Genomic DNA, 25,147 nt, shown 5'->3' on the forward strand with positions numbered 1-25,147 from the left:
GTCGTGCCCTTTTTGTCACGTCGCGCGTCGCGGGGGATCACCGGATCAGTCGGAACAGGCCCACGCGGCATCATCCCCGAGCGCCGGATGACGCAGTTCCGAGCCGGGTCCGATTCCCATCGCTTCGGCCAGTCCGCCGTTGATTTCCAGCACCGCGACCACGCCCGGCCCACCGTCGATTGGCGTCAGGTCCCCCGGCACGGCCTGCGACCGCACGCGCGTCACGACCCCTCGGGCGTCCGCGAAAATCATATCCAGTGGAATGAGCGTGTTCTTCATCCAGAACTGAACGCGCTGTGGCTGGGGGTAGATGAAGAGCATCCCGGCCGAGCGCGGCAGGGATTCGCGGAACATCAGCCCTTCGGCGCGTTCCCCGGTGTCGTCGGCAACCTCCACCGAAAATCGCGCGCTGCCCCAGTCGCCGCGCAGGTCGACCTGATCTTCCGCACAGGTCGCCGCCGCCAGCGATGGCGCCAGAGTTGCGAGAGCCGCAAACACGACTGCCTTCACGGTGTGCACCGTCATCACATTTCCCGGTGAATGGCCCGTTCCCAAGCGGCGACCTCGATCGCCATCCGGCCGCGGCGTCCATCGACGACACGCAGGCCGATCGCCTCTCCCGGCTGCAGATCGGCCAGACCGGACCGGCGCAGAACTTCGATATGGACGAAGATATCTTCGGACCGTCCAAAGATGTTTGCGAAGCCGAAGCCCTTGCCCTTATCGAACCATTTCACCCGCGCAGGCTCCAGCGGCAGGGCCGCAATCTCCTCCGGGGAAATGGCGGCGGCATCTTCCAGCGGCGGGCCGGAGGCCTCGTCGGGCGGTGTAATCGTCACCACCTCGACCGCCTGCATGCCGCGCGCGGTCTGCTGGACGAGAATTTCAATTGCGGCACCGTCGGCCACCGATGACTGGCCGAAGTTCCGCAGGACGTTGGCATGCAACAGAATATCGGGGCCGCCTTCCTCGGCGACAACGAAGCCAAACCCCTTGGCAGGGTCGAACCACTTAACCCGGCCTTTAACGTGCCGTGTATTTGTTGTTTCGTCTCTCGTGGTCACCGCTGGGACACCTTCGAACTCTGCCAATCTGGGCGCTTCTCTCGTTTCCAACCCAACAATGAAATCCTATACCCTTAAATCAACGGAGGAGTACGAAAACACAAAAACCTCCGAGGATTTTGTGCTTATGGCATCACTCTAATCGTTTCAAGCTTTGGTCCTTGTTTGAACGCAAATGCCTTGAAGTAGCCATAATGCTTAAAGAAAAGGTGCCTTTTTAGACATGTCGCCGTCAGGGAGACAGTCGCTGTATGTCCCACTGTCCACCGGCACCTTTCCGCCAAACGAACCTGTCATGCAGGCGGAACGCCCCATCAGCCCAAAATTCCACCTCGACAGGCCGAAGTCGGAATCCGCCCCAGAAGGGCGGGCGAGGCGGATTGGTTCCGTAGCGCGCGGTGACACGGGCCACCTCTGCCATCAGCGCGGTTCTGGAGGCCAGGGGAGCGCTCTGATGCGAGGCCCAGGCGCCGAGACGGGATTTCAGCGAGCGCGAGGCGAAATAGTCATCCGCCTGCGGACCCTCGACGCGTTCGACGCTGCCGCGCACGCGGATTTGCCGGCGCAGGCTTTTCCAGTGCATCACGAAGGCGGCGGTTCCGGACTGCTCGATCTCGCGCGCCTTGGTGCTTGTGTAGTTGGTGTAGAAGACGAAGGCGTCGGCCGCGATCTCCTTGAGCAGCACCATGCGCACGTTCGGCAGGCCGTCGGCATCCACCGTGGCAAGCGCGATCGCGTTGGGATCGTTGATTTCGGTCTGTTCCGCCTCCGCCAGCCAGGCGCGCGACAGCGCGAACGGATCGTCCCCTGCGAATATGCCGCTGCGGTCACTCATCTTGCCACTCCTGCCCTGCGCCAGCCTCTTTACGCCGCAGCTACACGCCGCCGCCAACGATTTCCAGCGTTTCGCGTCCTACTTGCCCTTTGCCCGCCGCTCGTCTTAAAGGGTCCAATAAACTGCAAAGCGGTGGAGGGACACCATGACAGCTGGTCTCATGGAGGGAAAACGCGGCCTGATAATGGGGCTCGCCAACGATAAATCCATCGCTTGGGGCATTGCGAAGGCCTGCGCCGACGCCGGTGCGGAACTGGCGCTGACCTATCAGGGCGACGCGTTCCGCAAGCGGGTGGTGCCTCTGGCAGAGCAACTCGGCGTCAGCCAGCTCGCCGACTGCGACGTGACCGACGAGGCGTCGATGGACGCGCTCTTCGAGCAGCTCGGAGATGCCTGGGGCAGTCTCGACTTTGTGGTGCACGCCATCGGCTTCTCCGACAAGAACGAACTTCGCGGCCGCTACGTGGACACCTCGCGCGGCAACTTCTCCATGTCGATGGATGTCTCCGTCTATTCCTTCACCTCCCTTTGCCGCCGTGCCGAAAAGCTCATGACGAATGGCGGGTCGTGTCTGACGCTGACCTACTACGGCGCGGAAAAGGTGATGCCGCACTACAATGTGATGGGCGTCGCCAAGGCCGCGCTGGAAGCCTCCGTGCGTTACCTGGCCGAAGATCTCGGGAAGAACGGCATCCGGGTGAACGGAATCTCCGCCGGCCCCATCAAGACGCTCGCTGCCTCCGGCATCGGCGATTTCCGCTACATCCTGAAGTGGAACGAACTGAACTCGCCGCTTCGGCGGAACGTGACGATCGGCGACGTGGGCAACTCGGCGCTCTACCTGCTGTCGGACCTCGGCGCCGGCGTGACTGGGGAGATCCACCACGTCGACGCGGGCTATCACGCGGTCGGCATGAAGGCCGTGGACGCGCCCGACATCGACGCAACGAAGAAGTGAGACCGCGATGAACCAGCGCTCCGACCAACTGCCCCACGAGAAGGGGTTCCACATCAGCTGGGATCAGATCCACCGCGACAGCCGCGCCCTCGCCTGGCGCCTGGACGGCCACGGGCCGATGGAGGGCGGAAGCTGGAAGGCCGTGGTGGCGATCACCCGGGGCGGCATGGCACCCGCGATGATCGTGGCGCGCGAACTCGACATCCGAACCGTCGATACGATTTCGGTGAAGTCCTACAACCATAAGCAGCAGATGGACGCCAAGGTGCTCAAGGCGCCGAACGAGGAGATGATGGGCGACGGCGAGGGCATTCTGATCGTCGACGACCTGGTGGACTCCGGCAAGACGCTCGAACTGGTGCGCCGGCTCTATCCCAAGGCGCATTTCGCCACCGTCTACGCCAAACCCAAGGGGCGGCCGATGGTCGATACCTATATTACCGAGGTGAGCCAGGACACCTGGATCTTCTTCCCCTGGGACATGGCGCTGCAATACGTGGAACCGTACCGCGGAACCGACTGAGCGCGGCTTTGGTCCCACGCGCAGGACGGGGGGCCGTCTGCCCCCCGCGCCCCGTTCCGGTGCTCCCCCCCCCCGAGGATATTTTCCGACACAAGAAGCCCCTCCAGGAGAGATGGCCGCAGGCATTTCGCAAGGTGCACTGACGTGCGACGGTGACGACATCCTCGTTGTGGAGAGGCGGTGGGGTCGTGGTGCATCGCCCGCCCGTCGTCTTCGCTATCAGGGAGGCTGGCGCGCCCGGCAGGCGGGCTTGAACACTGCCTTGGCGCGGCGGTAGCTCTTTCGAAAGGCGTGGAAGCGCCGTCTGAGGCGCTTGCCTCCCCGCCGCGGGGGGCATAGACAAGCCCGACACGAATTGCAGCGGACAGGTGCCCCGATGAGCAAAGGCAAGAAGGCCGGAAACATTCTCGTCTATGCCCTTTTGGTGGCGCTGATCGCCGGTCTAGGCGGGTTCGGTATCCGGAATTTCTCCGGCGGCGGCACCTCCGTGGCGAGCGTCGGGGATCGCGATATCACCGCGCAGGAATACTACCGCGCCCTGACGCAGGCGATGCGTGCACAGCAAGCCGCAGGCGCCACCGACGTGTCCTTCGCCTCGCTGGAGGCCCAAGGCATTCCCGCACAGGTGCGGGGTCAGCTTGCCGCCACCGCCGCGCTGAACAACGAGACGGACCGGCTGGGCCTGTCGGTGGGAGATGCCAACGTCGCCCGGCAAATCACCGCCGCAGCTGCATTTTCCGGGCCCGACGGCACGTTTGATCGGGATGCCTATGAGTACATGCTCGATCAGAACGGCTGGAGCGTGGCCGAGTACGAGCGCACCGTCCGCGAGGAGACCTCCCGGAACATCCTTCAGTCCGCCGTGACCGGCGGGATCGCCGCCCCGCAGGAGACCGTCGATCTGCTGATGACTTGGCTTGGGGAGCGGCGGAGCTTCCGCTATGCCGGGTTCGACGCGGAGGGGTTCCTCGGGGACTTGCCGGAGCCGAGCGACGAGGAGCTTCAGGCCTTCCACGACGTGCATGAAGCGGATTTCACCCTGCCTGAGAGCAAGCGGATCACCTATGCCTACCTCTCGCCCGAAATGATGGCGGACGACGTGGACGTTGCCGAGGACGAGGTACGTGCGCTCTACAACGAGCGGATCGGCCAGTACGTGATCCCGGAGCGTCGGCTGGTGGAACGGCTCGTCTTCGGTACTGCCGAGGAGGCGACGGCGGCGCGGGAAGCCGTGGAGGCGGGAGAAAGCGACTTCGCTGCCGAAGTGGAAAAGCGCGGCCTGTCGCTGGAGGATGTGGACCTTGGGGACGTGAGGCGGGAAGACCTCGGCGCGGCGGCCGATGCCGTCTTCGGTCTGTCAGAGCCCGGCATCGTCGGCCCCTACCCCACGGACCTCGGTCCCGCGCTCTTTCGCATGAACGCCATTCTCAATCCACAGGAAACGCCCTTCGAGGAGGCCGAACCCGATCTTCGCGACGAACTGGCCCGTCAGAAGGCGCGCGGTGCCATCCAGGATCTCGCGACCGATTTCGATGACCGCCTTGCCGGCGGCGCGACGCTGGAGGACCTTGCAGGCGAAACGGAGATGGAGCTTGCGACCCTGGACTACTACCCCGGAGTCGAGGCTGACATCGCTGCGGATGCGGCGTTCCGGGAGGCGGCGGAGGCCGTGACGGAGAAGGACTTCCCGCAGATCCGGACGATGGACAACGGCGGGATTTTCGCCCTCCGGATGGACGAGATGGTACCGCCCCGCCTTCAGCCTCTGGAGGAGGTTCGGGACGTCGTGACGGACCGCTGGCGTCAGGCGCAGGCGTTGGAGCGGGCACGTGAGGAAGCCGAAGCTGCGCAAGCCCAGCTCGAGGTTGGCGGTGGCCTGACCGGCGGCGCCACGATGCAGACGGTCAAGGACGCGACGCGAGCGAGTTTTGCGACAACCGGCGCTCCCCAGGTGCTGATGGATGCCGTCTACCAGCTTGACCCTGGCGGAAGCGAGATCGTCGACGCAGCCGGAGTTGCGGTTCTTGTGGTCCTCGACGAGATCAAGCCGGTCGACACGAGCGACCCGCAGATGGCGATGATCGAAGGCCAGGTACGCGACAGCGCCGCGCAGGGCGTGGCGGCGGACCTCTTCACCTATTACGCGAAGGCTCTGACCGCGCGGGCGGGCATCAGCTTCAACGATGCGGGGCTGAACTCCGTCCATTCGCAGCTCTTCCGCTGAGGCGACATGGTACAGCTTCTTCCCGACTTCGAGACGTTCGCCCGCGCGTATGAGGACGAACGCAACCAGGTGGTTTATGCGCGCCTGGCCGCCGATCTCGACACCCCCGTCAGCCTGATGCTGAAACTCGCCGGCGCCCGTACCGACAGCTTCGTTCTGGAATCGGTGACGGGGGGCGAGGTGCGCGGACGCTATTCCATGGTGGGGTTCAAGCCGGACCTGATCTGGAAGTGCCACGGCAAGTCGGTGCGCGTGAACCGCGAGGCCCGTTACGACCCGGAGGCCTTCGTGGACGAGGAGGCCGATCCCCTGACCTCCCTGCGGGACCTGATCGCCGAAAGCCGGATCGAACTGCCCGAGGGGCTCCCCTCGGCGTCGGCGGGGCTCTTCGGGTATCTCGGCTACGACATGATCCGGCTGGTGGAGCATCTGCCCCATGTCAATCCGGACCCGCTGGGCCTGCCGGATGCGGTTCTGATCCGCCCGTCGGTGGTGGCGGTTCTGGACGGGGTGAAAGGCGAGGTCATCGTCGTCTCGCCGGCCTTTACCGCGAGCGGGGTCTCTGCCCGCGCCGCCTACGCGCAAGCCGCCGAGCGGGTGATGGACGCCATTCGCGACCTCGAAGCGGGTGAGCGCGGCGAGCGCCGGGATCTCGCCGACGAGGCGCAAGTGGGCGATCCGGTGTCGAACTTCACCAAGGCCGGGTACATGCAAGCGGTCGAGGCGGCCAAGGAATACATCCGCGCCGGGGACATCTTCCAGGTCGTCCCCTCGCAGCGCTGGACCGTAAACTTCCCCCTGCCCCCCTTTGCGCTCTACCGGAGCCTCAGGCGCACCAACCCGTCTCCGTTCATGTTCTTCTTCAACTTCGGCGGTTTCCAGGTCATCGGTGCCAGTCCCGAGATCCTCGTGCGCCTGCGCGACGGTGAGGTCACGATCCGTCCCATCGCCGGTACGCGTCCGCGCGGCGCAACGGAGGAAGAGGACCGGGCACTGGAGGCGGACCTTCTGGGCGACGAGAAGGAGATGGCCGAGCACCTCATGCTGCTGGATCTGGGCCGCAACGACGTGGGCCGGGTGGCGAAGATAGGCACAGTCCGCCCGACCGAGGAATTCGTCATCGAACGTTACAGCCACGTCATGCACATCGTCTCCAACGTGGTGGGCGATCTGAAGGAAGGCGAGGACGCGCTTTCCGCCCTGCTCGCCGGCTTGCCCGCGGGCACCGTATCGGGCGCACCCAAGGTCCGGGCGATGGAGATCATCGACGAACTGGAGCCCGAAAAACGCGGCGTCTACGGCGGCGGTGTCGGCTATTTCTCGGCGGGCGGGGACATGGACATGTGCATCGCGCTGCGCACGGCGGTGCTCAAGGACGAAAAGCTCTACATTCAGGCCGGCGGCGGCGTTGTCTATGACAGCGACCCCGAGGCGGAATGGCTGGAGACCGTGAACAAGTCCCGCGCGATCCGCGCCGCGGCGCAGGACGCCGGCCGGTTCGTGCGCAACCGAAACAGCTGAATTCGCCAAGACCCACCTTGGCGATCACGTTCCGGTGGGAGGATGTGCCACGCCCTCGCCCGACGTGGTACTCTCCGTAATGGGACCCGCCCCGCATACACCGCCGGAGCCATCCGGCGACCGCCCGACCAGGCGCAGCATCTGGCTCGTCATCGGGGCCGTGGCACTGGTTGCGGGGCTGGCCGTCGGTCTTGTCCTCGCCCTGCCCACGCTCGATCCGGCCGAGCTGATGGCGCGCGTGCCGCAAACTCCCCGGATGATCGCGCTGCTGCTCGTGGGCCTGATGGTGCTGCACAACTTCGTTCCGGTTCCGGCGGAGGCCATCGCCATCTGCGCCGGCGCCGCGCTCGGCATTCCGGCCGGGGTCGCAACCGTTTGGATCGGTGCGATGCTGGGAGCGGCCATCGCCTTCGGCCTCTCCCGCCGTCTCGGACGCGGGCTGCCCCGCGATCCCTCCAGCGTCCTCGGCCGTGTCGACCAAACCTGGCAGGCGTGGGGCGCGCCGGGCCTGATCGGGCTGCGGCTCGTCCCGCTAATCTCGTTCAACCTGATCAACTACGCCGCCGGACTGACCTCCGTCGGCTGGTGGACCTTCCTCTGGACCACCGCCATCGGCATTCTGCCGGTTCTCGTCGTCTCCGTCGCCGCAGGGGCGGGCCTGCACGCGTGGATCATGGGCCCGGCGTTTTACGTGCTCCTCGGCGCGGTTTGCGTCGCGCTGCTACTTGCGCGCGTGGTCCTGCGGCGCAGGTCGCTGGCGGCAGCCCCACACGTGGCGCAGACGGAGACCTCCGTCAGCCGATCGCCTTTTCCATGAAGACGCGATACCCCTCCCGCCCCGTCTCGGCCCAGCCGCTCTTGCGGTAGAACCGCAAGGTCGGCGTCATGTCGCCGTGGGAGGAAAGGGTCATGCGGCGGTAGCCTTTGTCATGCGCATGGGCCTCGGCCGCCGCCATCAAGGCGCGCCCGATGCCGCGCCCGCCGCAGTCCGGGCAGACGGCGAGGTTCGCCACCTTCGCGGTGTCCGACCCGAGGTGCAGCACCAGCCCGCCGAGAATGCGCCCCGACCTCCGGGATTCCGCCACCCAGACCGGATGTTGTGCGATTTCTTCGGCCACACCGGCATCCACGTCGGGCAGTCCGTCCAGCCGGTCGATCCACGGGCCATAGGCCGCCCGAATGGCCGCGGTAAACGCTGCGGCGTCGGAAGGAATGGCACGGCGGATGATCGGGCTTTCCATGCCAGCTATGTGGGAACTGCGCCGCGCCGTTGCAACAGGCTCGGGCCGCCCGGGGCGCACCGAAACGACCGGGCGGATGCGGGATCGACGCCGGCAAATCCCCGGCAAGCGGCCGTTTCAGACAACGTCCGGCGACCGGACCTCCACGTCGCCCCAGATCGGCAGGTGGTCGGAGGCGCGGCTGGCCAGCGGCCCCTCTTCCACGCCCGCCCCATGCAGGGACACATCCCGACCGAGCGCGAACCGGTCGAGCCCGGCGATGGGCCGCGCGGCATGGAACGAGAAACCGGGACTCACGATCCGGAAATCACGTTCCAGAGGCTCCAGGCCCCGCTCCATGGACCATTCGTTGAAGTCGCCCATAACCACGGCGCGCCCGGGCATGTCGCCCAAGTGCTCCCGGATGCGCTGCAATTGGAGGCGGCGGTGATAGCGGACCAGCCCCAGGTGCGTGCCCACGACCGACACCGCACCTGCCCCGGACCGCACATCCACCCGCACTGCGCCGCGCGGCTCCAGCCCCGGCAGGTCCACCCGCTCCACGTAGGCGATCTCCAGGTCCCGGCGCACGAGGATCGCATTTCCGTGCCAGCCAAGGCTCACATCGTTGTCCGCGAGCGGCGCAACCACGTAATCCGTCTCCGCCCCGATGGTGTCCCGGCAGAGCACCGAGGGCCGCGCGCCGAGCCGTTTGTCGACCTCCTGCAAGGCGACCACGTCCGCCTCCAACGCGTTAACAACGTCCATGATCCGCATCGGATCGCGGCGGAAGTCGATGCCCACCGCCTTCTGGATGTTGTAACTGGCTATCCTGAGGCGCACAGTCGCCCTCCTGTTCGCGTTCGTCCCGGGTGCCTAGAGCACCGGCGCCATCAGCCGCGCAAATGGCGCGCCAAGCCGCCGGCTCAGGGGCTGATCGGCCAGGGACGTCTCTAGAAGATAGGCGCGCGCGAAATCGGCTTCCAGCATTCGGGCCGTTTCCGCCGCTGCGCGCTCGTCGAAAACGACCACGGTTGCCTCAAAATTGAGCCGACAGGAGCGGTTGTCCATGTTCGTCGTCCCGACGGAGGCGATCCGGTCGTCCACCAGCAGCACCTTCTGGTGCATGAACCCCTCGGTATACCGCCACACCTGCACCCCGGCCTCCCGGATTTCGTCGAAATAGGCAAAGGCGGCGAGCCAGGGCAGGCGGTGGTCGATCACCTCCGGCACCAGGATGCGCACGTCCACCCCGCGCATGGCCGCGAGCTTCAGGGACGTAAGGATGTCGATGTCGGGCACGAAATAGGGAGATGCGATCCACAGCCGCTTCACCGCCCGCGTGATGCAGGCGCAGAAATAGAGACTGCCGGTTTCCAGAACGTCGCCGGGCCCGGTGGCCGCGACGATGGCGTCCATCCCCTCCTCCACCCGTTCCGCCCGCCAGTTCAGATGTTTGTACGGCAGCCGATGCGTCGCCCAGTGCCAGTCCTCTGAATAAACGAGCTGGAGCTGCGTCACCACAGGCCCGCGAAGCCGGCAATGGGTGTCCCGCCAGGCGCCGTATTTCGGGTTCTTGCCGAGGTACTCGTCCCCAACGTTCAGCCCGCCGATGAACCCCACCTGCCCATCCACGACGACGGTCTTCCGGTGGTTGCGGAAGTTGATCTGGAACCGGTGGCTCGGCCCGCGCATCGCGCTGGCGTTGACCACCTCGACGCCGCTGGCGCGCAGGTCCGCCACGTAGGCATTCGGAAGGTGGACGCTGCCCACCGGATCGTAGAGCAGCCGCACCGCAACCCCGCGGTCGGCAGCGGCCTTGAGCCGGGCGGCGAAGGCGCGGCCGAGGTCGTCGTCGTGGATGATGTAGAACTGGACGAGGATGTACTGCTCAGCCGCGTCGAAGGCCGCGAAAATCGCCTCGAACGCGGCTTCCCCGTCGATGAGAAGCTCCATGGAGTTGCCGGAAACCACGGGCATTTCCGAAATCTCCTCGAAGGCGCCATAACCGAACAGGCCGCCATCGCGGGCCGCGCGGTAATGCTCGCCCATCGCATCGAGTCCAGCGATCACCTCGGCGGAGTCGCGCCGCGACACGACGTATCCCTGGTACCTCCTGTGCCCGAAGAACAGGAAGGACGGCACCGCCAGCCAGGGCAACATGATGAGAAACAGCACCCACGCCAGAGATCCCTGAGGTGTGCGGGCGCGGGAAACGGCGCGGTAGGCGAAGTACAGCGCGAACAGCTCGAGCACCAGATAGCCCGCTGCGGAGAACGTGACCCACATGGCGACCCCTTTCCAATACCCGTGACGGCAATACTGGACGCAGCGGCGTCCCGGATGCAAGCCCAGCCTTGCCTGCGGACATTCCGCGCGCCGCCCCCGGTAGGATCAATCCGTTGGCTTCGGTGGCAGGGCCGAGACGTGGGACACCGCGAGCGCCGCCCACGCCGACAGAACGTCGTCGGTCGCCTCTTCCTCGGTGACGCGAAAGATCCCGCCAAGGCGCTTGCCGCCAAGGACCAAGGGTTCGCCGCCGGGCAAGGCTTCGGCCGTTTCCGTGTTGTCCTTCCCGACGCGGAAAATGTAGTGCCCGTGGCCCGTGGTCCGGTCCCGACTGGCCCCGCCGACCATATGGCCGTTCAGAACCACGCAAACGCCGCCGAACATCTTCTTTTCGGCGATCCCCGGCCGGTCGCCGATCGCCTCCCGCAGGCGTCTGTTCATGTCCGGATCTGCAACCATCCCGTCGCCTCCAGTCCTGGCCATAACCGTCCGACCGCCACCACGGCCCGCGCGGCGCCTACTGCCCCCGCAGGACCGCCGAGACCGGCGCTAGCGTCACGTCGGACGCCTTGTCCGACCCGACCCATTCGAACAGCGCCTTGACCGTCTCGGGCCGCGCGTGGCCGGCCATGACGACCGCCCCCTCCTGCCTCGCCTTGAAAGCGGCCCTGTCGAGATACCGCTCGATCACCGTGTTGCGCTCGCCTTGATCGTCGAGACTCCGGAAGACCAGTGCCGAGGGCTGTCCAATACGTTCGGCCGCGGCCTGAACGGAGCCGACGCCCCGGTCCCAGCCAATCAGGCCATGGCCGTCATAGGCCGCGATGCTGGCGACGTGTTCCACCAGGTTGCGGCTGTTGCCGAAGCCGTTTTCGGGCGGGTCCATGATGGCGACCGCCTCCGGCACCTGGGCAAAGTTCGCCTCCAACGCCACCTCAAGGTCGCGCGGCTGGGCATTCTCCGGCAACCCCTCGACCAGCATGACCACCTCGAAACCGTTCTCGCGATAAAACGCGGCGGCCTCAGAGGCGTCGGGCATGGTGGGGTCGACGGCGAAGGTCACGGGGAAGTTGAACGTGCCGAGCACAGACCGATCGAGCGTCCGGCTGCCGTCATCGATCAGGATGATGGAATAGAGCGGCTTGCCTGGGGCGTTCTCGAACGGCACGGCATTGCGGCTCAGGGCGTCGAGCCGGAAGGACCCGCCCGACCCGCTGGGAATGGCGGTTTCGCCGTCCTGCGCGGCGTCGGCAGTTCCGGCCTCCTCTTCCCCCGCCTCTGGGACCTCAGCGTCGCCGATCTGGGGCAGGCGCGAGCTGCTGCCGGAGCGTTCGGTCAGCGGTACCACACGCACGCCGGGGCTGTCGGGCGCACGGTCGTTGACCGAAGGCGGCGCCTCTTCGGGCCCGGCGATGGTCACCTCCTTGCGCTCGGGCCGCTCGAGGTCCGTCTCGGCCGGGGACGCGGCAACGGCCGGCGCGGCCGGAAGGGCATCGGCGCTCTCGGCTTCGTCGGCGTCCTCCGCCCCATCCGCGACCACGGCACGATCCGCCTGTGTCGTCTGCGGCATGGCGGAGGTCACGTCGGCCATCGCCACCCGCTCGCCTTCTGCCGTGTCAGCAGGCTCGCCACCGGCCACCGGCCCGTTCGATCTGGCGACCACCGCGTCCAGCCCCTCGCCGGGTTCGGACGGCACGGTCAGTCCGGACGTGGCGGCGTCCGGAGCGTCGGACACCTGCACCGTGTCCGCCGCCTCGGTTCCGTTGGCGGCAGGCAGCGTAGTTTCCATGCCGGTTGGGGCGGCCTCGGCGACGTCGGCCTCGACCGCCTCCATACCGTCGACGGCACGCGCCTGCGTGGCGGCCGTGGAGGCAACCGAGGGCACGGCCTCGCGCGCAGTGGCCGAGGCCACGGTTTCGCGCCCGGCTGCAACCGCCGAATCCGTGGTCTCCGCGCCGGTCGGCCCGATGGGCTGCCCGCCGTCCACGCGACCGATCGGGGCGACGGCGACCGCTTCGGCGGTTGCAGCGGTAAGCTCCGGCGAGGGCTCCGGAACGTTGCGGTCGGCCGTCTGGCCGGCAGAGGCGCCCGGCACCGGCGTCGCCCCTGGCATCAAGGCGACACCGGCGACCTCTGACCCTTCGACGCGTGGGCTCTCACCCGGGCTCAGGCGCTCGCCGGTCGCACCGGACGCCAGCCGTTCGGCCGCCCCGTCGGACACCGGGGCCGTCGCGGTGCTTTCGGCGGGCTGGCTGGTGGAACTGCCCGTCACCGCCGTCGAGGCGACACCCGCGGCATCCGTCCCTCCGACGCGTTGGCTCTCACCCGGGCTCAGACGCTCGCCGGTCGCGCCGGATGCCAGCCGTTCGGCCGCCCCGACGTTGGCCTGCGTCGCCGTTTCGGACCCCACGCTCTCGGCGGTCACGGGCGGTGCAAAGCGGCGGACTCCCTGACCGGAGACGTCTTCCCGTGCGGCGGGCGCGCCGGGCTCGGAGGGGCTGGGCGTCCCCTTCAGCCCGGGTTCGGTCGGCGTTTCCGCACCGATTTCCGGCGCCTTGTCGTCGAATCCGGGGGCCTCGGGCGCAGTCACCTCCATGCCGGGCGTCTCTGGGCGCGCGGCGGCGGAGGTGTTCGGGATGGCCAGCGACGGGTCCCCCGTGAAGCCCTGCGGCACGGGCGGAGCGCTCTTGCCCGGGGTGCCGGCATCGGGCGCGGGAAGCGCGGCTTCGGTCTCGGGCGGCGGTCGGCGGAACTCCGACCCCGCGGGCACCGACAGCGTAGAGGCCACTTCCGTACCCGTCCCGCCGGTCTCGGCATCCGGCGATCCGGCCGCGTCCGGTTCGGGCGCGGTCTCCCCTTCGGGCTCAGTGCCCGTCGTCGCGATCTCCGTCTCCCCGCCGGTTTCCGGCCCCTCCGGCTGCGCCACGGGCGCGCCGGACTCGGAGACCGCGGGCGCTTCGCCCTCTGCTGGGGTCCCCTCCGGCGTGGACACGGTGATCTCCGGTCCTGGCTTGCCAGCCGTGTCGGACAAGGCGGGTGACTGCCCGTCACCCTCCGGCAACAGCGCCGTCCTCTGCAGCGGCGGCGCAAGGAGCGACACCGCGGACAACACGACAACTGAAATGATGCTGCCCCAGAACAGGCCGGACAGGATTCCGCGTCCCATGCCTTATCCCCGCTCCCTTTTTTCGTTGCTCTCTCGCCTCTGGGCCCTGCCCGCCGGGTGCTTGACCTTGACCCCGGCGGAAGCCTCTGAGCATGTATAGCCCGACACAGTTTCCGGTTCACCCCTTATTGCTCGGACGCGCAAAAATGCTCCTGCTGATCGATAATTACGACAGTTTCACCTACAACCTCGTACATTATCTCGGGGAACTCGGCGCCGACGTCGACGTGCGCCGCAACGACGCGCTGGACGTGCAGCAAGCGATGGGGCTCCGGCCGGACGGGATCATCCTGTCACCGGGCCCATGCGACCCGTCGCAGGCGGGCATCTGCCTCGCCCTCACCCAAGCGGCGGCGGACACGAAAACGCCCCTGCTGGGCGTGTGCCTCGGCCATCAGACCATCGGCGAGGCCTTCGGCGGCAAGGTGGTGCGCTGCCACGAGATCGTGCACGGCAAGATGGGACGGATCCACCACGACGGAAAAGGCGTGTTCGCCGGCATCGACGGGCCGTTCCTGGCGACGCGGTATCACTCGCTGGTGGTGGAACGCGAGAGCCTGCCGGACTGCCTGGAGGTCTCCGCCTGGCTGGAGGACGGCACGATCATGGGGCTGCGACATCGGGACCTGCCCATCGAGGGCGTCCAGTTCCACCCCGAAAGCATTCGCTCCGAACACGGGCACCGGATGCTCCGGAATTTTCTTGAACACGTGAAGGTACCAGCATGAGTGACGGGCTGAAACCGCTGATCGGTCTGGCCGCCGACCGCGCGCTGACGGCCGCCGAAGCCGAGGCGGCATTCGACGCGCTGTTCGAGGGCGAGGCGACCCCCAGCCAGATCGGCGGCTTCCTGATGGCGCTGCGCACCCGTGGCGAAACGGTGGAGGAAATCACCGCCGCCGCGAAGGTGATGCGCGCCAAGTGCAACGCCGTCCGCGCCCCGGAGGGCGCGATGGATATCGTCGGCACAGGAGGCGATGGCAAGGGCACGCTGAACATCTCCACCGCGACGGCCTTCGTCGTGGCGGGCGCGGGCGTGCCGGTGGCCAAGCACGGCAACCGCAACCTGTCGTCCAAGTCCGGCTCCGCCGACGCGCTGACCCAGATGGGCATCAACGTGATGGTGGGCCCCGAGGTGGCCGAACGCGCGCTGGCGGAGGGCGGCATCTGCTTCATGATGGCGCCCATGCACCACCCGGCGATGCGCCACGTCATGCCGACCCGCACCGAACTCGGCACGCGGACCGTCTTCAATGTGCTGGGGCCACTGACCAACCCGGCGAGCGTGAAGCGCCAGTTGACCGGGGTCTATACGCTCGACCTGATCCGCCCGCTGGCCGAGACGCTCGCCGCGCTCGGGAGCGACGCCGCCTGGCTGGTCCACGGCGGCGACGGCACCGACGAGCTGTCCATCGCCGGACCGTCCTGGGTCGCGGAACTGAAGGACGGCGACGTGCGCGAATTCGACATCTCGCCCGAGGACGCAGGCCTGCCCGTGCACCCGTTCGAGGCCATTCTCGGCGGCACGCCGGAGCACAACGGCCGCGCTTTCGCCGCGCTGCTGGATGGCGAGCCGGGCGCCTATCGCGACGCCGTCCTGCTGAACGCCGCCGCCGCGCTGCTGGTGGCGGGCAAGGCGGCGGACCTCAAGGAGGGGGCCGAGATGGCCAGGGCCAGCATCGACGGAGGCCATGCGCGGGCCAAGGTGCACACGCTCGCCACGCTGACCGCGGACGCCGGATGAGCCTGACCGCCGCCCATACCGGTGCCTGGACCACCCTGCCGTTCTTTCGTGACGACCTGCCGGCAATTGACGCCGCGCTGGACGCGGACCCTCGGCCAACCCTGCCTGACAGCGGCCAGGTCTTCGCCGCGCTCGAACTGACCCAGCCGGAGGACGTGCGGGTCGTAATTCTCGGGCAGGACCCCTATCCGACACCCGGCCATGCCCATGGTCTCGCCTTTTCCGCAGCGCCGCACGTCCGCCCCCTGCCCCGGTCGCTCGCAAACATCTACCGCGAGATGCAGGACGATCTGGGCGCCGCCCCGCCCAACGCGGATCTGCGGTTCTGGGCACGGCAGGGCGTGCTGCTGCTCAACTCCGTGCTCACCGTGCCCGCCGGCACCGCCAACGGGCACAAGGCGCTCGGCTGGCAGCGGCTGACGGCGCAGGTGCTGGCACGGCTGGCCGATGCGCCCCGCGCCTTCCTCCTGTGGGGGCGGCAGGCGCAGGAGGCTGCGCGCGGCATCGACGGCACGCGGCATCTCAAGATCGAAACACCCCACCCCTCGCCGCTCTCGGCGCGGCGCGGATTTTTCGGCTCGCGACCCTTCTCGCGCACCAACGACTGGCTGCGCGCCCGGGGACACGCTCCCATCAACTGGACCACTCCGGAGGCGTCATGAGTACCCCGACAATTCTCGAACGGATCAAGGCCTACAAGCTGGACCACATCGCCGCCTGCAAAGAGGCCTTCCCGCAAGCCGAGGTCGAGGCCGCCGCGCGGGAGGCCGGGTCCGTTCGGCCGTTCGAGGACGCGTTGCTGGCAGCGATCCACCAGGGCTACGGCCTGATCGCGGAGATCAAGAAGGCCAGCCCGTCCAAGGGGCTCATCCGGGAGGATTTCGACCCCGCGGCGCTGGCCAAGGCCTACGAGGAGGGCGGCGCGACCTGCCTGAGCGTGTTGACCGACGGCCCGTCTTTCCAGGGCGACGATTCCTACCTGAAAGCCGCCCGCGACGCGACGTCGCTTCCCGTGCTGCGCAAGGACTTCATGTACGACCCCTACCAGGTGGCCGAGGCGCGGGCGCTCGGGGCCGACTGCATCCTCATCATCATGGCCTCGGTCTCCGACGCGCAGGCGGCGGAACTGGAATCGGCGGCGCTCGCCTGGGGCATGAGCGTGCTGATCGAGGTGCACGACCGCGAAGAGCTCGACCGCGCGCTCACCCTGTCCTCCGGGCTGATCGGCATCAACAACCGAGACCTGCACAGCTTCGAAACCAGCCTCGACGTAACGCGCAGGCTGATCAAGCACGTGCCGGCCGACCGGCTGATCGTCTCCGAATCCGGCCTGTCCGGGCCGAGGGAACTGGCCGAACTGGCGATGTACGGCGCCCGCTGCTTCCTGATCGGCGAGAGCCTGATGCGCCAGCCGGACGTCAAGCTCGCCACCCGGCAGTTGCTCGCCAACCCGCTGACGTCGGCCCACGGCGGGGGCATCTGATGGCGCTGACGCATTTCGACGACGCGGGCCGGGCGCATATGGTCGATGTGTCCGACAAGGCCGCGACCTCCCGCATCGCCGTCGCCGAGGGTTGGGTCCGGATGAAGCCGGAGACGCTCGACCTCGTCCGTCAGGGCACGGCGAAGAAGGGCGACGTTCTGGGCGTCGCGCGCCTTGCCGGGATCATGGGGGCGAAGAAGACCGCCGAACTGATCCCCCTGTGCCACCCGCTACCCGTGACCAAAGTCGCCGTGGAACTGGAAGCGGACCCGGCCATCCCCGGTGTCCGCATCGCGGCGACCGTCAAGACCACCGGCCAGACCGGGGTGGAGATGGAGGCCCTGACCGCCGTCTCCACTGCCGCGCTGACGATCTACGACATGCTCAAGGCGGTCGACCGGGGCATGGAGATGGGCGGCATCCGCGTGATCCTGAAGGACGGCGGCAAGTCCGGCCGTTTCGAGGCAACGGCATGATTCCCGTCAGCGAGGCGTTGGAAAAGATCTTTGCGCTCGTCGCGCCGGTGGGCACGGAACGCGTACCGCTGAGCAAGGCCGCGGGCCGCGTACTGGCCGAACCCGTGGTCGCCCGGCGCGCCCAACCGCCCTTCGCCGCCTCCGCCATGGACGGATACGCCCTGCGCGCCGCCGAGGTGACGCAAGGCGCGCGGTTCCGGGTGATCGGCGCCGCCCCCGCCGGAGAGGCTTTCGCCGGCACGGTCGGCGCGGGCGAGGCGGTGCGCATCTTCACCGGGGCGCCGGTGCCCGACGGGGCCGACATGGTGGTGATCCAGGAAAACACCGCCCGCGACGGCGACGTGGTGACCATCACCGATCCCGACCGGCACGCCACCAACATCCGCCCCGCCGGAGGGGACTTTGCCCCCGGCGACCGGATGGAGGCGCCACGGCGGCTGTCCCCGGCCGACGTGATGCTGGCCGCCGCGATGAACGTGCCGGATCTCGTCGTCTCCCGCCGCCCCGTCGTCGCGCTTCTGGCCACGGGCAACGAACTGGTGATGCCGGGCGAGGAACCACGGGACGACCAGATCGTCGCCTGCAACGGCTTCGGCCTGAAAGCGCTGTTCGAGGCCGCCGGGGCGGAAGCGCGGCTGCTTCCCATCGCCCGAGACGATGTGGACAGCCTTCGCACCGCGCTTGGCCTGACCGACGGCGCGGACCTGATCGTGACCATTGGCGGCGCCTCGGTGGGCGACCACGACCTCGTCGCCGGCGTCGCCGCGGACCTTGGGCTGGAAGCGGCCTTTCACAAGGTGGCAATGCGGCCGGGCAAGCCGCTTCTGGCCGGCCGGCTGGGGGACGTACCGATGGTTGGGGTGCCGGGAAACCCCGTGTCCGCAATGGTTTGCGGGCATATCTTTCTCCGACCCATGCTGCTCGCCATGCAGGGCCTTGTCGCGCGCCCCGCGCCGCGCGTGACTGCCGCGCTCGGCGCCGACGTCGCCGAAAACGGGCCGCGGGAGCACTACATGCGCGCCATCCTGGCCGACGGCGTGGTGACGCCTTTCGACAGTCAGGACAGCGCGTTGCTCGGCGTTCTTTCGCAGTCCAATGCCCTGCTGGTCCGCCCCGTTGCGGATCCGTCACGCAAGGCGGGGGAAATGGCCGAAGTTGTCCCGATCTGACCCCCACGGTTGACACAAAACGTGAACACTGGCAGAACAACCTGCAAACGCGGGACTTTTCTGCTCGGCGGCCCCGCGGCACCTGAACAAGCGAGGACGCCATGCTGACGAAGAAGCAACTCGACCTGCTGGAATTCATCCACAAGCGGATGCAGCGGGACGGCGTGCCGCCTTCGTTCGACGAGATGAAGGATGCGTTGGACCTGCGTTCCAAGTCCGGCATCCACCGCCTCATCACCGCCCTCGAGGAACGCGGTTTCATCCGCCGCCTCGCCCACCGGGCGCGGGCGATCGAGATCGTGAAACTGCCTGAGGCGCTTCAGTCCAAGGGCTTCTCGCCGGTGGTGATCGAGAACGACGCGCCGGAAATGGCGGAGCCGCGGACGGCGGCGAACTCCCGTCTGGTGGAGGTGCACGCGGCAGAACTGCCTGTGATGGGCCGCATCGCCGCCGGTGTGCCGATCGAGGCGATCAGCGAGGTCAGCCACACGGTGGCCGTGCCGGGCCAGATGGTCGGCACCGGCCACCATTATGCGCTCGAGGTGCGCGGGGACTCGATGATCGAGGCCGGAATCAACGACGGCGACGTCGTGGTGATCCGCGAGCAGGAAACGGCGGACGACGGCGATATCGTCGTGGCGCTCGTGGAGGATCTGGAGGCGACCCTCAAACGCTTCCGCCGCAAGGGCCGCACCATTGCGCTGGAGGCCGCCAACCCGGCTTACGAAACGCGCCTGTTCCGCGACGATCAGGTCAAGGTGCAGGGCCGGCTCGTGGGACTGATCCGGAGCTACTGAACGGACCCTGCGCCGCGCGCCCTACGGCGCCCACATCCTGTGGCCGGTCCGCTCGGCCACGGTCTCGAACACCGGCCCTTCATCGCCGATCCGGATCGACACTGCCCCGCTCTTCCGCAGGCTTTCCGGGTCGAACAGCCTGCACGCCCCCTCGGGCCGGTTCGTCAACGGCTGGTTCGTCACGAGAACATCCGCCCCGCAGGCCGTCCCCAACCGGGCAAGCCCCGTCTTTCCGGTCAGATGCCGCACGGTGAGCGCACCTGCCTGCGCCCTCCGCTCAAACCGGTCGCCGGTAAAGCCCGGGCGTGCCGCCGCCTCGGCCTGGTCCGCCCCGTCGCCGTCGTTCTCCAGCCAACTCAAGGCGGCAAACCCATCGCCCTTGGGCCGGGACAGGCTGCGCCCTTCCGGTCCCATCACCCCCACGACTCCCCCGGTGTCCGAAATCAGCACGTCCGGCCGGTCCGCCTGCGTCCAAAGGCCAAGAGCGGCCACCATGGCGAGCAGCCCGGACCAACGCAGCGGGCCGCGCCAGAGCAGCGTCACGAGGAACCCGAGGGAGAGGAGCGGCAGCACCCACGGCCCGGGCGCGATGACATGCGTGACCGCCCCGTCGAGCGCCGACACCCTCGCAGCCACGAACAGGATCCATTCCAGCCCCCACCGCATCAGCCACAAGCCCACCCAGGACAGCCCAATCGGCCACAAGACCGCAGCGGCGACGGCCGACGGCATGACGAGCGCCCCCATCAGCGGCACCGAGGCGAGGTTCGCCAGCAGGCCGTAGTCCGCGATCCGGTTGAAGTGCGCGGCCGAGAAAGGCGCCGTTGCGGCGCCCGCCACCGCCGAGGAGATCAGCACAGCCACCGCCGGCGCCAGCCATCGCGGCAGGCGCGCCATCCGCTCGCGGTGAGGCTTCAGCGCCCCAAAGGCCGCGACGAGCGCCGTCGTTGCAGCGAACGACATCTGGAAGCTCGGCCCGAACAACGTCTCCGGCGTCAGCACCAGCAGAACCGTCGCCGCCAGCGCGACGGAGCGCAGGGAGATCGCGCGCCGTTCCAGAAGCACCGCCACCAGCATGACCGAGACCATCACGAAGGCGCGGGTCGTCGACACCGCGCCACCGGAGAGCGCGAGGTAGAAGGCCCCGACTACCAGTGCCCCCGCAGCCGCAATCTTGCGCGTGGGCAGGCGCAACGCCACCCAGGGGATGAGCGCCATCGCCGCCCTGAGCGCGGCGAAGACCGCGCCGGTCAGCAATCCCATATGCAGCCCGGAAATCGCGAGCAGGTGCGCGAGGTTCGCGTTGCGCAGGTTCTCCACGGTCTCTCGTGGCATGGCGGAGCGGTCCCCGGTGAGGATCGCCGCGGCAAGAGCGCCGGCCTCGCCCGGAATCCGCGCCTGCACGCCCTCGCTGATCGCCATCCGCAGACGGAAGATAGCCAGCCCCGCCCGCCCCTCTTCGGCCGGCGCCGCAGCGAGGACGGGCGTTCGGGTGTAGCCGACGCCGCCGAGACGCTCGAACCACGCCATGCGGCGGAAGTCGAAACCGCCCGGCTCCACCGGCCCGCTCGGAGGTGACAGGTGGCCGGTCAGGATGACCGTCAGGCCAGGTTCGGGCGCGATGAACCCTTGCTGGCCGTGTAGCGACACCCGCACCCGCGCCGGCGTCCGCGATGGCGCGACGTCTTCCAGCACGACCCGATCGAGCGTCAGGCGCGGCTTGTCGGAGACAGAGCGGTCGATGTCGATGATGCGACCCTCGATGGCGCCGTAGTAACGAAACCCCAGCACCGGCGCGGCAACCGAATGCGCCCGCGCCCCCGCCAGCAGCGCCCCGCAGAGCACCAGCGCGATGCCCCAGAAAAGGGGCGCGGCCCCCTCTCCAGCCTGACGGCCGAGCAGGAACAGCGCGCCGGCCCCCAGCCCGCAGGCGGCGTATTCCGCCAAACCCGGCTCAATCCTCAGGGAGAACCAGCCGCCGATTCCGAAAGCCAGGCAGATCGGTACCCAAAGTATCAATCGCCCGCGCTGCGCCAGGAGCGCGGCGGAAAGCGCGCCTCTAAGGCCCGCCGCCGGGACGGTCCCCGGCTCTGACGTCGTTGTGACGACCATGGCGCAGCCTTGGGTCATCATGGTTGAGAAAGGATTAATGCGCGCCCCGCGCCCAGACCCACCCGGCTCGCTATTTCGCCCCTGCCCGCCTTTCCAACCGTGGGGCAGTGAAATATATCCCGTTGGGAAATGATTTTCGGGCGGGGGAACCGCGGACCAGGCACGGCCGGTCCGGGTCATGACCCCGCCCGCCCAGGAATGTGGAAAGGTCATCAGGATCATGCCAAACACCCGGCAGGTCGTCACACGTATTGCCCCCTCTCCGACGGGCTTCATGCATATCGGCACCGCACGCACCGCGCTCTTCAACTGGCTCTACGCGCGTGGACGGGGTGGAAAGTTCCTTCTCCGTATCGAGGACACCGACCGCGAGCGCTCGACCCCACAAGCGACGGAGGCGATCCTGCGCGGGATGCGCTGGCTCGGGCTGGACTGGGACGGCGATGCGGTAAGCCAATTCGAGCGCGCAGGCCGCCATGCGGAGGTCGCGCAGGCGTTGCTGGAGCGCGGCGCCGCGTACAAGTGCTTCGCGACGCAGGACGAAATCGCCGCCTTCCGTGAGGCCGCCCGTGCCGAAGGGCGCAGCACGAACTTCCGCTCCCCCTGGCGCGATGCCGATCCCGCCAGCCATCCCGATGCACCCCATGTCGTCCGCATCAAAGCCCCGCGCGACGGCGAAACCGTCATCGAGGACGCCGTTCAAGGCACGGTCCGCTGGAAGAACGCCGATCTCGACGACATGATCCTTCTGCGCTCCGACGGCACGCCGACCTACATGCTGGCCGTTGTGGTGGACGACGTGGACATGGGCGTGACCCACGTGATCCGCGGCGACGATCACCTTGCGAATGCCGCCCGGCAGTCCCTGATCTATGCCGGGATGGGGTGGGAGTTGCCGGTCTACGCGCACATCCCCCTCATTCTCGGGCCGGACGGCAAGAAGCTCTCCAAGCGTCACGGCGCGACGGGCGTCGAAGAGTACCAGAAGATGGGGTACCCGGCCGCAGGCATGAGAAATTACCTGGCGCGTCTCGGTTGGAGCCACGGCGACGACGAATTCTTCACCGACGCCCAGGCGCGGGAGTGGTTCGACCTCGACGGCATCAACAAGGCCGCCGCCCGGTTCGATTTCAAGAAGCTGGAGAATCTCTGCGGACAGCATATTGCGGCTGCAGAAGACGCCGCCCTTTTGACCGAATTGGAGGCATTTCTGGACGCGACCGGTGCCCTTCCCCTTACGGAATCTCAGCGCGATGGGATGGCCCGCGGCATGTACTGCCTGAAGGAACGCGCGAAGACCTTCGGCGAACTTCTTGATAAGGCTCACTTCATTTTGGCGAGCCGGCCGATCGAGCCAGAGCCGAAGGCGGCCAAGGCACTTGATTTAGTATCCCGTGGTATACTGTCAGAATTGACGCCGCACCTGCAAAATGCTAGCTGGTCCCGCGATGGTCTGGAACAGGCCGTCAACGAATTTGCCGAGTCCAAGGAGCTGAAGCTGGGAAAGATAGCACAGCCCCTGCGCGCCGCCCTGGCGGGGCGCACGGCGACGCCGAGTGTCTTCGACATGATGCTCGTGATCGGCCGGGAGGAGACCCTGCGCCGCATTGAGGACGCCGCGGGCCAGACGGGGGAGTAACCCGGCCCGTGACATTAGAAACCCGAACCCGGATGCGCCCCTGCGGGCCGTGCGGGCATATAGAGAAAGGGACGCCCCAATGACCGATAGAAAAGCGACGCTGACCTTCGACGACAAGACGTTCGATTTGGCAATGCACTCGCCCACCGCCGGACCGGACGTGATCGATATTCGCGGGCTCTATGGCAAAGCCGGCGTCTTTACCCACGATCCGGGGTTCACGTCGACCTCGTCCTGCGAATCCACGATCACCTTCATCGACGGCGAAAAGGGCCAGCTTCTTCACCGCGGCTACCCGATCGACCAACTCGCCGCGAAATCGCACTACCTCGAAGTCTGCTACCTGCTGCTCTACGGCGAACTGCCGACCGCCGCGCAGATGGAGGACTTCGAATACCGCGTCACCCATCACTCCATGCTGCACGACCAGATGCAGTATTTCTTCCGCGGGTTCCGCCGCGATGCCCACCCGATGGCGATCATCGTGGGCGTGATGGGCGCGATGTCCGCGTTCTACCACGACTCCACGGACATCACGGACCCCTGGCAGCGTGAAGTCGCCTCGATCCGCATGATCGCCAAGATGCCGACCATCGTCGCCTGGGCGTTCAAGTACTCGATGGGCATGCCCTTCATCTACCCGCGCAACGATCTGGACTATGCCGGGAACTTCCTGCGCATGTGCTTTGCCGTGCCGGCAGAGGAATACGAGGTGGACCCGATCCTGGCCCGCGCCATGGACCGCATCTTCACCCTGCACGCCGACCACGAGCAGAACGCGTCGACCTCGACCGTGCGCCTGGCCTCCTCCTCCGGAGCCAACCCGTTTGCCTGCATCGCGGCCGGTGCGGCCTGCCTCTGGGGCCCTGCCCACGGCGGCGCCAACGAGGCCTGCTTGATGATGCTGCGGGAAATCGGCACCGTCGACCGGATCCCCGAATTCATCGCCCGCGCCAAGGACAAGGACGATCCGTTCCGCCTGATGGGCTTCGGCCACCGGGTCTACAAGAACGTCGACCCGCGCGCGAAGGTGCTCAAGGCCTCCGCCGACGAGGTTCTGGACCTGATGGGCATCCACAACAATCCAACGCTCCAGGTCGCCAAGGAACTGGAGAAGCAGGCGCTCGAGGATCCCTACTTCGCCGAGAAGAAACTGTTCCCGAACGTGGACTTCTACTCCGGCATCATCCTGGAGGCGATGGGCTTCCCGACCTCGATGTTCACCCCGATTTTCGCCCTGTCGCGGACCGTGGGCTGGATCTCGCAGTGGAAGGAACAGCTCTCCGATCCCGAGCACAAGATCGGCCGCCCGCGCCAGCTCTACACCGGCGCCCCCTACCGCGACTACGTCGAGGTCGAAGAGCGCGGCTGAGGCAGGCTCCGAGAGGACCCACGAATTGGAAAGGCCGGGCGCTCTGCCCGGCCTTCTCATTTTTCAAGCCGTTACGCGGGCCCCGGCGTCAGTCCCGCAGCTCCAGTCGAAGGTGCGGCACCCCGTTGGAGGTATGCTGCGGCGACAGGCCATCCGCGTCGATGGTGGCGGAGACCCGGCTCCGCATCGACGAAAAGCTGTCGAACGTGACCACGTCGACCGGCGCGTCGAATTGCAGCGTGACGGCGTAGTGCGAGCCGCCGTTCATCTGGCGCAGCGCCACCACCTCGCCGGTGAAGCTCTGGCCGAGATAGGTTCCGCGCACACGGTCGCCGGCCTGCACCGGCGGCATCGGGCGGTTGGGCCTGGGCCGGTCAGCCGCCGCGCGCAGCGTGTTCCAGTCGCGATAGCCGTATTGCGCGGCCAGAAGCTCCAGACTGCGGGAGTGGCCGACGTCGGAGCCGGCGTCGGCAAGGCTGCCACGCAAGCGGCGCGCCTGCGCCTTCAGCGCATCCACGGTGGGAAGGGTATCGGGTGTCGTCATATGTGTCATCT

General features: G+C 67.5%; 24 protein-coding genes. 14 read left to right on the forward strand and 10 right to left on the reverse strand.

Going from position 1 to position 25,147, the window contains the following annotated elements; genetic code table 11:
• Nucleotides 1-45: 45 nt before the first annotated feature.
• The 3 genes from BM075_RS02625 to pdxH all read right to left on the reverse strand — a co-directional run bounded on the left by BM075_RS02625 (nucleotide 46) and on the right by pdxH (nucleotide 1,899).
• On the reverse strand, nucleotides 46-525 hold the full coding sequence (locus tag BM075_RS02625; protein ID WP_093359098.1) for a DUF192 domain-containing protein: 480 nt from the start codon (nucleotides 523-525) through the stop codon (nucleotides 46-48).
• The gene (locus tag BM075_RS02630; protein WP_093359401.1) at nucleotides 525-1,064 is read right to left on the reverse strand and encodes a cold-shock protein; all 540 of its coding nucleotides are present in this window, start codon (nucleotides 1,062-1,064) and stop codon (nucleotides 525-527) included. The genes BM075_RS02625 and BM075_RS02630 overlap by 1 nt, the downstream gene beginning before the upstream one ends.
• Before the next feature lie 232 nt (nucleotides 1,065-1,296).
• Complete coding sequence (pdxH, locus tag BM075_RS02635) at nucleotides 1,297-1,899, reverse strand: pyridoxamine 5'-phosphate oxidase (protein WP_093359099.1); 603 nt, start codon at nucleotides 1,897-1,899, stop codon at nucleotides 1,297-1,299.
• Between the two features lie 145 nt (nucleotides 1,900-2,044).
• Here pdxH and fabI point away from each other — a divergent pair, with 145 nt between their 5' ends.
• The 5 genes from fabI to BM075_RS02660 all read left to right on the forward strand — a co-directional run bounded on the left by fabI (nucleotide 2,045) and on the right by BM075_RS02660 (nucleotide 7,942).
• The gene (fabI, locus tag BM075_RS02640) at nucleotides 2,045-2,857 is read left to right on the forward strand and encodes an enoyl-ACP reductase FabI (protein ID WP_093359100.1); all 813 of its coding nucleotides are present in this window, start codon (nucleotides 2,045-2,047) and stop codon (nucleotides 2,855-2,857) included.
• A gap of 7 nt (nucleotides 2,858-2,864) precedes the next feature.
• Nucleotides 2,865-3,380 (forward strand): xanthine phosphoribosyltransferase, encoded by a 516-nt coding sequence (gene gpt, locus BM075_RS02645; protein ID WP_093359101.1) that lies wholly within the window; start codon nucleotides 2,865-2,867, stop codon nucleotides 3,378-3,380.
• A 376-nt stretch (nucleotides 3,381-3,756) separates the two neighbouring features.
• Entirely contained in the window at nucleotides 3,757-5,604 is a 1,848-nt protein-coding gene (locus BM075_RS02650) for a peptidyl-prolyl cis-trans isomerase (RefSeq protein WP_093359102.1), read from the forward strand.
• 6 nt (nucleotides 5,605-5,610) lie between these two features.
• Nucleotides 5,611-7,125, forward strand: a complete 1,515-nt coding sequence (gene trpE / locus BM075_RS02655) for an anthranilate synthase component I (RefSeq protein WP_093359103.1) — start codon at nucleotides 5,611-5,613, stop codon at nucleotides 7,123-7,125.
• A gap of 79 nt (nucleotides 7,126-7,204) precedes the next feature.
• Nucleotides 7,205-7,942, forward strand: coding sequence for a TVP38/TMEM64 family protein (locus BM075_RS02660; protein WP_093359104.1), 738 nt, complete (start codon nucleotides 7,205-7,207; stop codon nucleotides 7,940-7,942).
• On the opposite strand, the gene BM075_RS02665 is transcribed toward BM075_RS02660, so the two are convergent.
• The 5 genes from BM075_RS02665 to BM075_RS02685 form a co-directional block, all read right to left on the reverse strand.
• Nucleotides 7,920-8,366, reverse strand: a complete 447-nt coding sequence (locus tag BM075_RS02665; protein ID WP_093359105.1) for a GNAT family N-acetyltransferase — start codon at nucleotides 8,364-8,366, stop codon at nucleotides 7,920-7,922. The two genes, BM075_RS02660 and BM075_RS02665, sit on opposite strands and share 23 nt — an antisense overlap.
• A gap of 117 nt (nucleotides 8,367-8,483) precedes the next feature.
• On the reverse strand, nucleotides 8,484-9,188 hold the full coding sequence (locus BM075_RS02670; RefSeq protein ID WP_093359106.1) for an endonuclease/exonuclease/phosphatase family protein: 705 nt from the start codon (nucleotides 9,186-9,188) through the stop codon (nucleotides 8,484-8,486).
• Nucleotides 9,189-9,221: 33 nt separating this feature from the next.
• A complete protein-coding gene (gene cls, locus BM075_RS02675) occupies nucleotides 9,222-10,634 on the reverse strand; it encodes a cardiolipin synthase (RefSeq protein WP_093359107.1) in 1,413 nt (470 codons plus the stop codon).
• Between the two features lie 105 nt (nucleotides 10,635-10,739).
• Nucleotides 10,740-11,075, reverse strand: a complete 336-nt coding sequence (locus BM075_RS02680) for a TfoX/Sxy family protein (protein ID WP_177208225.1) — start codon at nucleotides 11,073-11,075, stop codon at nucleotides 10,740-10,742.
• Nucleotides 11,076-11,151: 76 nt separating this feature from the next.
• Nucleotides 11,152-13,800 (reverse strand): divergent polysaccharide deacetylase family protein, encoded by a 2,649-nt coding sequence (locus BM075_RS02685; RefSeq protein ID WP_093359109.1) that lies wholly within the window; start codon nucleotides 13,798-13,800, stop codon nucleotides 11,152-11,154.
• 146 nt (nucleotides 13,801-13,946) lie between these two features.
• Here BM075_RS02685 and BM075_RS02690 point away from each other — a divergent pair, with 146 nt between their 5' ends.
• The 7 genes from BM075_RS02690 to lexA all read left to right on the forward strand — a co-directional run bounded on the left by BM075_RS02690 (nucleotide 13,947) and on the right by lexA (nucleotide 19,469).
• Nucleotides 13,947-14,528, forward strand: a complete 582-nt coding sequence (locus BM075_RS02690) for an anthranilate synthase component II (protein WP_093359110.1) — start codon at nucleotides 13,947-13,949, stop codon at nucleotides 14,526-14,528.
• Nucleotides 14,525-15,544: an anthranilate phosphoribosyltransferase gene (gene trpD, locus BM075_RS02695; RefSeq protein WP_093359111.1), complete on the forward strand. Its 1,020-nt coding sequence runs from the start codon at nucleotides 14,525-14,527 to the stop codon at nucleotides 15,542-15,544. Before BM075_RS02690 ends, trpD begins: the two co-directional genes overlap by 4 nt.
• A complete protein-coding gene (locus tag BM075_RS02700; RefSeq protein ID WP_093359112.1) occupies nucleotides 15,541-16,206 on the forward strand; it encodes a uracil-DNA glycosylase in 666 nt (221 codons plus the stop codon). The genes trpD and BM075_RS02700 overlap by 4 nt, the downstream gene beginning before the upstream one ends.
• Entirely contained in the window at nucleotides 16,203-17,027 is an 825-nt protein-coding gene (gene trpC, locus BM075_RS02705) for an indole-3-glycerol phosphate synthase TrpC (protein WP_093359113.1), read from the forward strand. Before BM075_RS02700 ends, trpC begins: the two co-directional genes overlap by 4 nt.
• Nucleotides 17,027-17,503 (forward strand): cyclic pyranopterin monophosphate synthase MoaC, encoded by a 477-nt coding sequence (gene moaC / locus BM075_RS02710; RefSeq protein ID WP_093359114.1) that lies wholly within the window; start codon nucleotides 17,027-17,029, stop codon nucleotides 17,501-17,503. Before trpC ends, moaC begins: the two co-directional genes overlap by 1 nt.
• The gene (locus BM075_RS02715; RefSeq protein WP_093359115.1) at nucleotides 17,500-18,672 is read left to right on the forward strand and encodes a molybdopterin molybdotransferase MoeA; all 1,173 of its coding nucleotides are present in this window, start codon (nucleotides 17,500-17,502) and stop codon (nucleotides 18,670-18,672) included. The genes moaC and BM075_RS02715 overlap by 4 nt, the downstream gene beginning before the upstream one ends.
• A gap of 101 nt (nucleotides 18,673-18,773) precedes the next feature.
• The gene (gene lexA, locus BM075_RS02720; RefSeq protein WP_093359116.1) at nucleotides 18,774-19,469 is read left to right on the forward strand and encodes a transcriptional repressor LexA; all 696 of its coding nucleotides are present in this window, start codon (nucleotides 18,774-18,776) and stop codon (nucleotides 19,467-19,469) included.
• 21 nt (nucleotides 19,470-19,490) lie between these two features.
• Here lexA and BM075_RS02725 read toward each other — a convergent pair whose 3' ends face one another.
• Nucleotides 19,491-21,581: a ComEC/Rec2 family competence protein gene (locus tag BM075_RS02725; protein WP_093359117.1), complete on the reverse strand. Its 2,091-nt coding sequence runs from the start codon at nucleotides 21,579-21,581 to the stop codon at nucleotides 19,491-19,493.
• Between the two features lie 178 nt (nucleotides 21,582-21,759).
• Between BM075_RS02725 and gltX the strand changes: the two genes are divergently transcribed.
• Nucleotides 21,760-23,220, forward strand: a complete 1,461-nt coding sequence (gene gltX / locus BM075_RS02730; protein ID WP_245758723.1) for a glutamate--tRNA ligase — start codon at nucleotides 21,760-21,762, stop codon at nucleotides 23,218-23,220.
• A gap of 79 nt (nucleotides 23,221-23,299) precedes the next feature.
• On the forward strand, nucleotides 23,300-24,592 hold the full coding sequence (gene gltA / locus BM075_RS02735) for a citrate synthase (RefSeq protein WP_093359118.1): 1,293 nt from the start codon (nucleotides 23,300-23,302) through the stop codon (nucleotides 24,590-24,592).
• Nucleotides 24,593-24,680: 88 nt separating this feature from the next.
• Here gltA and BM075_RS02740 read toward each other — a convergent pair whose 3' ends face one another.
• Nucleotides 24,681-25,145, reverse strand: coding sequence for a glyoxalase superfamily protein (locus BM075_RS02740; protein ID WP_342741227.1), 465 nt, complete (start codon nucleotides 25,143-25,145; stop codon nucleotides 24,681-24,683).
• Between the last annotated feature and the right edge of the window lie 2 nt (nucleotides 25,146-25,147).

Source organism: Tropicimonas isoalkanivorans (assembly GCF_900112335.1).
Lineage (GTDB): Bacteria > Pseudomonadota > Alphaproteobacteria > Rhodobacterales > Rhodobacteraceae > Tropicimonas > Tropicimonas isoalkanivorans.